We start from the raw sequence: 12,334 nt of genomic DNA on the forward strand, positions 1-12,334 counted from the left end.
ACCAAAACTACAAATTGATTATGTCAGTGCCGCAACGGATATTTTACCTGCTATGTTGAGAGCGATGGCTTTTAATGCTTTTGCTGAAGCTGAATCAGGGTCAGCAACGACTATGGGTACGCCGCTATCACCGCTTACTCTGGTGGAAATTTCCAGTGGGATACACCCAAGTAAAGGTACTCCTAAGTCGAATGCAGTCTTGGAACCACCACCAGAACCAAAAATGTCATATTTCTTATCTGGCATATCCGGTGGAATAAAGTAGCTCATATTTTCTACTATTCCCAAAACAGGTACATTCATTTGTTGGAACATCCGCAAACCTTTACGTGAATCTAACAGAGCGACATTTTGGGGTGTGGTGACAATTACTGCTCCTGACATTGGTACTGCTTGGGTTAAAGTTAATTGAGCATCCCCGGTTCCTGGTGGCATATCTACAATTAGATAATCCAGATCTCCCCATTGTACTTGATAGAGAAACTGGCGAATTACCCCATTTAGCATTGGGCCCCGCCAAATCACTGGCTGGTCTCGGTCAATCAAAAAGCCCATGGAGACTAACTTGACACCATGATTAAAAGCGGGTTCCAGAATCTCACCTTTGTCTGTGGAACGCACTAAAATTTCAGCATCAGCCAGGCCTAGCATCGTCGGGTCGTTGGGTCCGTAAATATCAGCATCCAGTAATCCCACTTTAGCCCCTGTTTGTGCTAAAGCTACGGCTATATTCACTGCTACTGTACTTTTACCAACACCACCTTTACCGCTGGAAACCGCCAGAATATTTTTCACCCCAGTAACCCCAGTTCTATCAGGCAAGCTTTTTTGTTGGGGTGTTTCTGCTGTTACATCTACACTTACCTCTGTAACGCCTGGTAGCTTTTTAACGGCTCTTTGACAATCTTCAACAATAAATTCACGTAATGGACAAGCGGGTGTAGTCAAAACCAAAGTGAAGCTTACCCTGCCTGCGTCTATTTTGACGTTGCGAATCATATTCAGTTCCACTAAGCTCTTGCGGAGCTCTGGGTCTTGTACTGGTCGCAAAACTTCTAAGACAGACCGGGAATCGAGAACATTGTACATACTGTTTTCACTGTTACTGTCGTAACAAAATTTAAGAAAATTTTATTATCATCTATTAAAATTTTATCTTTGTTTGGGACTTGGAAACAGTGGGGCTAAAAGGCACGTACAGCAAGGAAAAAACTAGCAAATCCCATTTCTTCTGTCTTATTACCTGTAGCTGATCAAAGTCTGAAATTCCACAGGAGTATGGACTAGAGGAAAATGTTTATATCAAGAAGTACAAACAAAACTCACTTAACATACAAGCCTATACGCATTTGAGGGAAAATAACTCTAGTCATGCCCATCCATCGTGTCAACGCTGACAAGTAAGAAAAAGCAGATTAGGAAGATTCAGCCTGATTATAGGCTGGTATTGCCCACAAATTTTTAAATCAACAAGTTTGTGGCTTTTTGGAAATTGTAATTTAGGTTCGGGAATCTATGTTGACAAACTCGCAAACGCCAACTGTAGAAGCAACATCATCCAAGTCTTTACCTCCAACTGATTCTCAGTCCAGAGTTAGTGGGTTTATGAAACAGCTACAAGATGAAATTACTGCAAAACTAGCAGAAGTGGATGGTGTAGGTAAATTTCATGAAGATAGTTGGGAACGTCCCGAAGGAGGCGGCGGGCGATCGCGGGTGATGGGTGATGGGGGAATTTTTGAACAAGCTGGGGTAAATTTTTCTGAAGTTTGGGGTTGTCATTTACCGCCGTCAATTTTAGCCCAACGTCCAGAAGCTGCAGGACATGGATTTTATGCTACGGGGACTTCTCTGGTGTTACACCCAAAAAATCCTTACATCCCCACAGTTCACCTGAATTACCGCTATTTTGAAGCTGGGCCAGTGTGGTGGTTTGGCGGCGGTGCTGATTTGACACCTTATTATCCTTTTGCTGAAGATGCGGCTCATTTTCACAAAACATTAAAGCAAGCTTGTGACAAACACCACCCGGAATATTACCCGGTGTTTAAGCGCTGGTGTGATGAATATTTTTACTTGAAGCATCGCCAAGAAAACCGAGGTGTGGGCGGTATATTTTTGGATTACCAAGATGGCCAGGGTGTGTTATACCGCGGCCCGGACCCCAATGGCCAGGCGGCTATTTATAGCAACCAAGTCAAGGCTCTAGCCAACCGCAGTTGGCTAGATATATTTAACTTGGTGCAAGATTGTGGTAGGGCATTTTTGCCTGCCTATGTGCCTATTGTCCAACGGCGACAAGGAATGAAATATGGCGATCGCGAACGTAATTTCCAACTTTATCGTCGCGGTCGGTATGTAGAATTTAACTTGGTTTATGACCGAGGCACAATTTTTGGACTGCAAACCAACGGACGTACAGAATCTATTCTCATGTCTTTACCTCCTTTGGTACGTTGGGAGTACGGTTATCAGCCAGAACCAAATACTTCGGAAGCGGAATTGTATGAAACCTTTCTCAAACCTCAAGATTGGGCAAACTGGACATCTAATACTTAGGTAATTAAAAGCTATTTACAAGTGTTGTACTGAGTTAACAAGATCGGCGTAAGTCCTCACCTATGGGAATGTTAGGTGGGGATATCAGCCGGGGAAGGTTCCCATTTTAATATTGTTCTCGCTTGGTGTAGCAATAAGGCCCTAGAATTGCTCCCCAGGTTGCTTTTCCAGTATCAGAATCAATTCCTTTGTCGTAGCTATTCAATTTTGTCTCTGTGGAGTCAAAGCCCAAAGAAACTTGGACAATCTGATTCAAATAGCTAAAGCAGCAGCGAGTATTTGGAGGTTGACTAGCGGTAAACTTATGCTTATTTGTAGCTATTGTTGTTTGCTCAATTGTGAGAATGCAGCCTGGTAGTAAATCTAATTGATCCACCGTCAATGTTTCCAGTAAAGCTGGGTGACGACCAGCACTAGTGAAGGCGCTAGGATTTTTCAACATGTAGTATTGCACTTGCAAGGCTCCATCAGAGCCGCCCCCCCACATCAACCGCATAATTCGCTGGCGATAAGGACGGTCTAAATTGACAATATTAGCTTGCTCCGCAAACAAGGTAATACTGTCTTCTGTAAACAGATTCACGGGTCTTTGCCACAGCTGTAGATGAACAAACCAAGCCGGATCTGCCAAAGCTTGTTCTCGATTATCGAATTTGCCAGCTAAATACTCACCCAGCACAATTAAATTTGGCGAAAAACTCATAAATAAAACCGATCCCAAACCTGAACTTGGCAAAGTAACCTTTAAGCGACAAAATATAATAACGTCGCCCTTAACATTCTTAACATTTTATTTGTGAATAACGTCCGTACTGTTTCAGATACAAAGCAAGCTTTTTATTCCCTTCACACCCGGCCAATTAACACAATTTATCGGCGGGTGGTAGAAGAGTTGATGGTAGAAATGCATCTACTGTCAGTCAATAGTGGTTTTACCTACAATGGAATTTATGCCTTGGGCGTCGTCACAACCTTTGACCGCTTTATGCAAGGTTACGTACCACAACGAGATCAGCAATCAATTTTCCAAGCTTTATGTCAAGCTATGGAGCAAGACCCGCAACGCTATCGACAAGATGCTGAACGGCTGCAAGCCTTAGCTAAAGACACACCAATACATGATTTAATTGCTTGGTTAAGTCAAACCAGTCATTTAAATCGAGATCCTGACTTACAAGCAGAATTACAAGCCATCGCTAACAATCCTGGGTTTAAATACAACCGCTTATTTGCAATTGGTTTATTCACGTTGTTAGAAAACTCTGCTCCTGAATTAGTTAAGGATGAAAAGCAACGTGCTGAAGCATTAAAAACTATTGCCGCTGGTTTACATCTATCTTATGAAAAACTCAGCAAGGATTTGGAACTATACAGTTCTAATCTGGAAAAGATGGCTCAAGCGCTGATAGTTATGGCAGATATGGTCTCGGCTGATCGCAAAAAACGCGAACAGCGTCAACAACAAACAAGTACGCCAGTTGCTCCCCCCTCCACTAATGAATAGTTAATTAACGAGTCAATAAGTTGCGTAATTCGTAATTCGTAGTTGTTAATAAGAAACAGATTCATTTTTTCCCTCAATACATTGAGGAATGTTAGCCTTAATTAATTACGAATTACGAACTAAGTAAACCTTGGGGTCTAACTTTGGTGAAGGTTTTTATGCACTGTGGATATTACTTAGTGTTGGGGAGGAAAATAAGCATTAGTGTTTAGGTGGTTAAACACCCAACAATTTGTAGATTAGACTGTTAATGATTGTCAGGGCAAAAGCTCCTAGTACAGCACTCAAGATCCCAAAACGTAAGCGAAACCCCTCCACTAACCAAGCCGCAATACTAAAACACACAACGGCAATCATAAATGTAAAAATGCTGGATAACAAGTCAAAGGTCAGTAAGTTTGGGACTGTAAATAAGATGCTTAAAATTGGTCTCACCACTGCTGTGACAATACCGAGAAATGCTGCGGAGAAAAAGGCTTTTTGTGGGGAGTCAATTTCTACTCCCAAGGGGAGCCTAGTAATAATCAACAAGCTGATAGATGTTACTACCCAAACAATTAAAAGCGTCACAATATTCATGCCACAACCCTTGAAACGCGAACGGTGATTGGCCCTAAATTACCGCTAAATTACTAAGCTTGAGATAAAGAAAATTTTGCAACTTAAGCAATTATTTATAAATTAACAGATATTTTTATCTAATTAAAGTTTATTCCGTATATCTTTATCTTTGGCTAAAATATGGAAAATACAAGGGGAGACAAGGGTAATTTTTCTCTCCCCTTGTTTGTCAGTGTTACCTTTAACGGGCAGGACTTGTTTCAGGTGCTACAGGCACTTGGGGCGCTATTTCCTTGGGTAAAACTGGAGACATCATGTCAGGATTAACTTCAGGAGCTGGTGTAGGTAATCCTTCTGGACTCATGGGAAAATTAGGTGGATTCAATGAGTCAGTGGGTAGTTGGGATGGGCCTGGTATAATTCCCAAAGACACGCGATCGCCACCTACTTGCCGCATTAAGTCTAAGATGGAAACTACATCATTATAGGTTGCTGTTCGTGATGCATTTAGTACCAAAGTGCCATTAGAGTTTGCTTGCAGATATTGCCTTAATGTTTGTGCTAACTGTTCTCGTTGTACGGGTTGTTTTTCCACATAAAGATTACCCACAGCGTCAATAGTGACAATTTTAGTGGCACTTTGTGAACTGACACCAGCAACTGTACTTGTACTAGCTTTGGGCAAATCAATATTAATTGCCTGTTGTCGAGTAAATTGCAAAGCTGCCAACAGAAAAAACGTCAGGATACAAAATACAACATCAATTAAGGGGAGGATTTGAATTTGTGTTTCTTCAACTGGAGTATGCAGATTGACTTTCATTTTTTCACTATTACGCCTGGTTATGATGGTGAATTGTTAGCTATTTCTCAGGATCTAACGACTCAGGTGTATTCAAAGGTTCAGGAGGTTTAGGAAAGACTTTTTTCTCTCGCTTTTGGGGAGAACGAGGAATTTCTGGTGCAGATTCTTCGTGAATCACCGGGATCATCTTGTTATAGTCAGGTGGAGACTGACGATATAACAACTCCATCTCATTTCCCGCCTTGCGAAAAACTTTAATTTGGTCAACTACAAAACTTTGAAATAGGCGATAAAATACCAAACTGATAATCGCAACTATCAGCCCAGTGGCAGTGCTGATTAAAGATTCACCAATACCAGTAGTTACACCAGCTGTAGATTCGGTTCCCAAATCGCCAATACGAATTGAGCGCAAAGACTGAATCAAGCCCAAAACTGTACCTAACAATCCTAACAAAGGCGAAAGGGCGATTATAGCTTCTAAAAGTTTTTCACCCCGACGCATTCCAGCTATCTCATCTTCGGCGGTAGACTCTAGTGCTAGTCGAAAGGTTTCCGCATCACTTTTCTGAAAGCTCAAAGGGGCATAAAGAAACCTTCCAATGGGCTGATGTCGGGCATTCTTGGCAATGTCCGCCGCTACTTCCCAACTATCTTTGGCTGCATTCAAGACACGATCCACTATTTCCTTTTCTTGGGTTATGATTCGCAGCCAAAACCACAGACGCTCGAAAATCACACTGATAGTCAGGACTGACAAAACAAGCAAGGGCCACATCGCTGGGCCACCCTTTTTAAACAAATCTAAAATATCCACTGTTTAGGTTTCCTCCCTCCACTTTTACGGCAATCATCCCACAGCATTTCAATTCTCAAGATTAATGCATAACTACCATATTCTTATAGAAATTCCCCTGATAGATATTTGGCCGTAAGAATCAGTACCGTGTTTTATACTATCTGGGGCGGTTATTCCTACCGGAAGTTTGGCGCATCATTTGTCAAAATTGATTATTACTGGAGGGTCAACATATGAAATTTCCAATCCAATTATTGTACAACTGGTATCGCAATTTGCTTCGTAATCCTATGTACCGTTGGTGGGTAATTTTAGGAACACTTGTTTATATTCTCAGCCCTATAGATATTGCTCCTGATTTTTTACCTATTCTCGGACAAATTGATGATGTTTTACTGTTGTCCATCCTATTTTCTGAGGTGTCTGGCTTAGTGATGACAAGTTGGAAGGCTCGTCAAGGTTCTGATGAACCTAGCACTGAAACTGTGGATGTTGATGCGGTGTCTATTGACTAGGAATGTAAACCCAAAGGTGAGGGCACACAGAGGTAGGCTGAAAAGATGTGCCTCAGGGCCGCTTTGGGTTTTCCTTGGCATGAGTGTGGGTTTAAATGTCTTTGGCAAATTCTGTTAAGAATCTAAAGGCTTTCAATATATAATTTGCACAGTCTTGAGGTGATGTGTCATAGAATGACCTCCAAGCTGAGGCTTTATCTTCGTCATAGCGATGGACTCTTTCGGGATGTTGTTCTAACCAAGCTAATCGCACAGCATGGCCAATTAGTACGTCTAAAACTATATATTCTTCAATTTGTAAGCTGGGATTATTGGCAACAATTGTCGCTAATTCCATCAAGGCTTCAATATTGACTTTGCGGTATTCTGGAGCTTCAATTTTATTCAGTAAATGCTCAATTCGCAGGGCAAAGTTTTTTTCACCTGGTGTCATTTCTGACAAAATCAACTCACTATCTAAACGATTACGCCGTTCTAGTTTATCGCCAATGACAATTCCTTTAGAATGTTTCATTAATAGCCAAACCTGCTGGAAGAAATCTTTTGGTACCCGATTGAGGGCTCCTTGAGCTTGTCGCAATCTCCGCCAACCACCGGGGGGAACGGTACTTTCTTCTTTTTCATTTGTCGGTAGCACTACCCAAGCAATGTCAGTTTCTTTTTGCTTGACGTGCAGTGATTCTTGTTGGCGTAATAATTTACTGATGTCTGTATAACCTGTTAATACTTGATGCAAGCGCATTTTTACTTCAAAGGGTGAAAGTTCCATTAAATGTTCATAGGCTTCATCTTGAGTAACACCCAACTCTTGTACTAATTCACTGGTAATTAGTAAGATTAAATAGCCAACTCTGAGGGTGAGCAACCCTTGAAACAATTGAGGTTCCGACCTCATTAACACACCAAGATAGATGATAATTTCTTGTGTGAGGACGCGATCGCGGATATCTTCACGACAAAAATGATTAATTTTCTCAGTAATTTCTTGGTGGGGCATAGGTACAGAAATCAGTGATGACTTACTGTAAGCTCGACCTACAGCTATTTGCTTGCCCCTGACCAAAATACTCGTTACTGTATCTGATAAGCTGATATCAACCATCTGTCTTAATCCAGCCGCCCGACGTACCACTGCCCAAATGCCTAAATTCCCGGCTTTGGTGTAAACTTCATCAACTAAGTCAGCTGCTGTTACAGAATGGAATGGCCCGCCAAAACCTGTATCAAAATCCAATCCCTGCAAGCGAATTAAAGTTTGTAACAACTCTATTTGTTCATAGAGATTTTCTGATGAGCGTAAAGAAGAAAGCAATAATCCCAAGCTAGTTTCGCATTCCATCTGGAATTCTTGGGTATGTTCTAAACGCCAATTTCCTTCAGGATTATAAGCCAGGTAATAGCAATGGGTGCCGGGGTTTTTCATCGGTGACTGAGAAAATTCTTGATTTGGGAGAAAATCAATTCTTTGCATCCCGGCTGTGAGCATGAGCTGATTGAGTCTTCCCAATTTTACCTGTACACCGTTACACACACCATTTTTCAGTTCCTGCATGAGTTCTAATAAAGCCTGAGAACCGATTTCTAACATACTATGGGTCAACATTAAGGTCAGGGTAGGACGACCTAAATCAATCCAATAATTTTGAATATAAGCAAGTTCACTTCTGATTTGATCTACCAAAAAATGGTAATCAAGGGTTAAATAAAACTGTTGCGAATCCAAAAACGAAGGTAAAAATACAATTGTTTGATTATGAATCCGAAAAAATCTCGATGTAGTCAAACTCCGCAACCGCCGCACAGGACGACCAGTTAAACCGAGTTTGTCGTTACGTCCAATTTGAGTAAAAATTGCCGAAAGTTCGTCAGCTTTTCTCACTTGAATTGGTTCTATTTGTTTAGGTATTTGAGTTTCAATTCCATGAACTTCTAATTTTGCTTGTAAGTCTTCATCTTCTGCTAGCAAAGCAATTTGTACTAAAGCTTCACGTTTTTTACCTATACATAAATGTCTCCCCAATGGGTCAATATCGCCAACGGCTACTAATCCTTCATCTAATAGCTGACCAAGAAAATATAAACTTTGTGCCCATACTAAAGGGATATTTTCGTTAGGTAATCGAGTTTGGCTTTGAGGACTTAACCTCTCAGCTTCTACGTTTTCGCCTGGTACATAATAAATTTCTGGTAATAAACCCACTCCATCACGTTCAATTAGTAATGACTGCAAACGTTCTTGGTAATTTTTGACTTGTTGTCTGTCACCACGAAATAACCCATCTAGAAATAAATAAGTGAAAAATAAAGGCCATTCACATTCAATATGCTCAAATTGCTTCAGTTCCCAAGGTTCGTAGTGTAAGCGTTGGCTATCTTCTAAAACTGTTTGATGTCCATCGCGCAAAAAGCGTTTACAGCCGTATTTACCTTGGAGTTTATGAATAATATCATTGAATGTGCGATGGCGTAATTGCACATCTTCAATAGCAAAAGCTGGATAACTAATCACACTCAATAATGCGGCATCAATTTCTTTAGAAGCCGATTCTCTCGGTAACAGAGATTCTAAGGTAATCCGCGCACGGGCAATTTCATCTGGTAAAACATGAATTACTGATGTTTGACTACCACGCACACCAAATAAATCTAATCCATTGATAGCTTCTAAGGCGGCTTTAGCCATACCTACTGAACTGGCATTTAATTCTGCACTACCATGATTAATTTTATTACCTCGTTCCCAAATCCCATAATCTGGTGTGCGGTAAGCGCGTCCAATGTAATAAACTAAATTTTGAATAAAATTTACTTCATCAATGGTATAGATAATTTGCAATCCCGAAGCCGTCATTTGTGCCAACATCAGTAAAAATATTGATGTGGCATCAATTTGTAAATGTCCCCACTCGTCATCACCCACCACAATGTCGGCGGTAGCAGTATTGTATTTGGCGTGTAACCCATCTAAGAGGGACTGAGTATGTTTAAATCTCTCGACTTTATGAGCTTGACGCAACATTGCAAATAGTAGCCCCCGCATCAGCTTAATGACACTATGCTCCAGTTCATAGGTGCGTCCCTTATAGTCATCAATCTTGCGGTATGCCAGTGCTAAACCCCAAACTGCCAAAATGCTATAAACATTATCTCGTACCCAGGCATCTGTGTAATCACCGTGAGCAGTTATTGCTGTACTTGCAGGAAGCAGACCAGTAATTGGATTCTGACGGCCCAGGATAATTTTCTTGATTTGCTGGTAGTAATGTTCTAATCGATGTGGCAACTCGGTGATTGTTTTCATAATTTTATTTTGGTAACCCTTGGGAATTAAGCTTCCTCGGTTTTCTAAACCGGGGATTTTTGAATAGTCCATAAAGGAACTTTATTGGGCTGACTTAAGCAGCCCCTAGGGATTCTGCCAAGATCAATTCCTAGCCTCACCGCTACCTTTGTCAAACACTGGCTGAAACCAAGTGGCTTCCATGGCTTTCGGCGATTTTCTTGTGAATTGTATGGCTAAGAGAAAAAATAATTAACTACAGATGCATCAACATCGATAATTGTGTTTATAGTAGTTTTCTACTGAAATATTTATTGTGGATATTCGTGAGAAACAAACGGTATTTGTACTACTTCACCTTCAGTTTCCCCCACTTGGACTTTTAAGCCTACACCACCAGCTTTACTACGAATGTAACCTAGTCCAAAATGACCCTTGGTAGTTTCAGTATAACTGGTAAGTTTGCCAACTTTTTCATTCCCAACGGTGATGGCACTGCCAACTGTAGCGGGTGCATTCATGCGGATACCCCAGAGGTACTGCTTTACACCTTTGTATGTATTTAAACGAGCAATGGTTTCTTGACCGATATAGCAACCTTTATTAAAAGAGATTGTTTGCCATAAACCCACTTCTAAAGGGTTGTAATCCTCTGTTAGTTCCGCGTCTGGTGCTGGTCTTCCTTGTAATATTCTTAATGTTTCCCAGGAGCGATCGCTCAACTCTACTGCACCTAATTGTAAGATTTTCTGCCATAATTGCTCTTTGGCTGAGACTGGGAAAATCAAGGTATATCCTGGTGTTGCTAAACCACTACCCACAGCTACTATTACTCCTTCCACCAGTTGATGATGATTGTGGGGTTGACCAATAATTCCTTGAGCCCCTAGGTTTTCTATAATGTGGTCACTTTGGGGACCAATGACGCTAAAGGTTGATGTTGCATCTGTGACATCTTTTAATTGCACTTTGTCAGCAAAAAAGATGTAACGATCTAGCCATTCCAGTAAAGCTTGACGACGGCTAGGGGAAGTGAGCAACAACACCGCATCATTTAAAACATAGGCACTCACTAAGTCAATGGTACGGGCGGTGGATGACACCATTACAGTATCACAGCCCTGACCCGGGTTGAGGATTTGAAAATTATTAGTGCTTTGATTGTGTAAAAAACGCAGCCTGTCCTCATCATAAACACGGATACGTCCCCAGGGAGAGCGATCACATACAGCAACCCCTTCTGTTGCCGCTTGGATAGCTGCTACGTCTTTAGAGTCAATTGCAGATGTTGGCATGGTAATGAAGAGTTGCCCTATTTTATATTGAAAAATTTTCCGTTAAAGAATCTTAGCATATTCAGCTTTACAGTTGGAAACATGAATAAAAGTATAGAAAAAGCTATGTTATTAACTTGTAGTTTATGATTCTCTTGAGGAAGACCCCAAGACCGCACTGACTCAAGGTATACCACTTAGGTGAAGATGCTTGCTGTTAGGGGAGGGGCGTTAGCGCGGCTAAATTCATTGAAATCCATTTGAAGCAAGAATCCCCCGGTTTCTGGCTGGGGGGGGTGTTAATGGACTCCTGAGATTCAATTAGGGTGCTGTGTTTTTTTTCACAAATACAGCCCGGTACACTGGTTCACCTTTGTGTTGAGTAGCTATTTCCCGTTCTGTCGCCACAGGTAAAGGATTTTCTGTTAACCATTCTTCTGTACCAACTCTCTCAAAAGCAAGATTTTCGGCAAAGCGATCGCGCATTTCTGCGGCTACAAACTCTATATCTGATTGCAAAAACACAATGCCTCCAGGGGCTAGATAACCAGCTAGTTCGGCGACTAATTGCTGTTGTACTATACGGCGTTTAGCATGACGCGTTTTAAACCAAGGGTCAGGAAATTGAATAGTGACCCGCTGTAAAGTTCCTGTAGGCAAAGATGATAAGAGGGATTGCAAGGAATTATTCACATTGCAAAATAAATAATAAAGATTTGTTAGACCCAACTGAGAACGTAAATGATTCGCCTCCACTACCAAGGGTTCTCGAATTTCCAAACCCAGAAAATTCCAGTTTGTTTCTATCTGGGACATTTTCAACAAAAACCTGCCCCTAGCACAACCAATATCAAGATGTAGTGGTTGGTGTGGCTGTGTATAAACTTTTTCAAATTCCAGGGCATTTGCTGGGGTTTGATACTTTCTAGCCAGAGGATTTACGTGTTGACGAACTCGGACAATTGCCAAAATTAATGCTTCTCCTTTCGTCAAAAAAACGAACGCGGATGGGTGATCGCAATTCTGATAATTAGCCA

11 protein-coding genes are annotated in these 12,334 nt (G+C 41.2%); 3 read left to right on the forward strand and 8 right to left on the reverse strand.

All coding sequences use genetic code 11. The features are described from left to right. Positions 1 to 18 precede the first annotated feature (18 nt). On the reverse strand, positions 19 to 1,089 hold the full coding sequence (locus tag NWP25_RS02895) for an Mrp/NBP35 family ATP-binding protein (protein WP_280650744.1): 1,071 nt from the start codon (positions 1,087 to 1,089) through the stop codon (positions 19 to 21). A gap of 426 nt (positions 1,090 to 1,515) precedes the next feature. Here NWP25_RS02895 and hemF point away from each other — a divergent pair, with 426 nt between their 5' ends. Beyond that, complete coding sequence (hemF, locus tag NWP25_RS02900; RefSeq protein WP_280650743.1) at positions 1,516 to 2,559, forward strand: oxygen-dependent coproporphyrinogen oxidase; 1,044 nt, start codon at positions 1,516 to 1,518, stop codon at positions 2,557 to 2,559. A 106-nt stretch (positions 2,560 to 2,665) separates the two neighbouring features. Here the strand turns inward: hemF and NWP25_RS02905 are convergent, their stop codons facing one another. Continuing rightward, a complete protein-coding gene (locus NWP25_RS02905; RefSeq protein ID WP_280650742.1) occupies positions 2,666 to 3,262 on the reverse strand; it encodes a chromophore lyase CpcT/CpeT in 597 nt (198 codons plus the stop codon). Positions 3,263 to 3,355: 93 nt separating this feature from the next. On the opposite strand from NWP25_RS02905, the gene psb29 reads away from it, so the two are divergent. Further along, positions 3,356 to 4,063, forward strand: coding sequence for a photosystem II biogenesis protein Psp29 (psb29, locus tag NWP25_RS02910; RefSeq protein ID WP_280650741.1), 708 nt, complete (start codon positions 3,356 to 3,358; stop codon positions 4,061 to 4,063). Positions 4,064 to 4,279: 216 nt separating this feature from the next. On the opposite strand, the gene NWP25_RS02915 is transcribed toward psb29, so the two are convergent. The 3 genes from NWP25_RS02915 to NWP25_RS02925 form a co-directional block, all read right to left on the reverse strand. Beyond that, positions 4,280 to 4,642, reverse strand: coding sequence for a phage holin family protein (locus tag NWP25_RS02915; protein ID WP_280698856.1), 363 nt, complete (start codon positions 4,640 to 4,642; stop codon positions 4,280 to 4,282). A 223-nt stretch (positions 4,643 to 4,865) separates the two neighbouring features. Continuing rightward, positions 4,866 to 5,447 carry an ExbD/TolR family protein gene (locus NWP25_RS02920; protein ID WP_280650739.1) on the reverse strand — a complete coding sequence of 194 codons (582 nt, stop codon included), beginning with the start codon at positions 5,445 to 5,447 and terminating at the stop codon, positions 4,866 to 4,868. A gap of 40 nt (positions 5,448 to 5,487) precedes the next feature. Further along, positions 5,488 to 6,246 (reverse strand): MotA/TolQ/ExbB proton channel family protein, encoded by a 759-nt coding sequence (locus NWP25_RS02925; RefSeq protein ID WP_280650738.1) that lies wholly within the window; start codon positions 6,244 to 6,246, stop codon positions 5,488 to 5,490. Between the two features lie 215 nt (positions 6,247 to 6,461). On the opposite strand from NWP25_RS02925, the gene NWP25_RS02930 reads away from it, so the two are divergent. Beyond that, positions 6,462 to 6,743, forward strand: a complete 282-nt coding sequence (locus tag NWP25_RS02930) for a YkvA family protein (protein WP_280650737.1) — start codon at positions 6,462 to 6,464, stop codon at positions 6,741 to 6,743. Between the two features lie 91 nt (positions 6,744 to 6,834). On the opposite strand, the gene NWP25_RS02935 is transcribed toward NWP25_RS02930, so the two are convergent. From NWP25_RS02935 to trmB, 3 genes are all read right to left on the reverse strand, one after another. After that, on the reverse strand, positions 6,835 to 10,044 hold the full coding sequence (locus NWP25_RS02935; protein WP_280650764.1) for a glycoside hydrolase family 15 protein: 3,210 nt from the start codon (positions 10,042 to 10,044) through the stop codon (positions 6,835 to 6,837). 290 nt (positions 10,045 to 10,334) lie between these two features. After that, complete coding sequence (ygfZ, locus tag NWP25_RS02940; RefSeq protein ID WP_280650736.1) at positions 10,335 to 11,318, reverse strand: CAF17-like 4Fe-4S cluster assembly/insertion protein YgfZ; 984 nt, start codon at positions 11,316 to 11,318, stop codon at positions 10,335 to 10,337. A 300-nt stretch (positions 11,319 to 11,618) separates the two neighbouring features. After that, positions 11,619 to 12,266 (reverse strand): tRNA (guanosine(46)-N7)-methyltransferase TrmB, encoded by a 648-nt coding sequence (trmB, locus tag NWP25_RS02945; RefSeq protein ID WP_280650763.1) that lies wholly within the window; start codon positions 12,264 to 12,266, stop codon positions 11,619 to 11,621. Positions 12,267 to 12,334: the final 68 nt, after the last annotated feature.

Source organism: Umezakia ovalisporum Ak1311 (assembly GCF_029891685.1).
Taxonomy (GTDB): domain Bacteria; phylum Cyanobacteriota; class Cyanobacteriia; order Cyanobacteriales; family Nostocaceae; genus Umezakia; species Umezakia ovalisporum.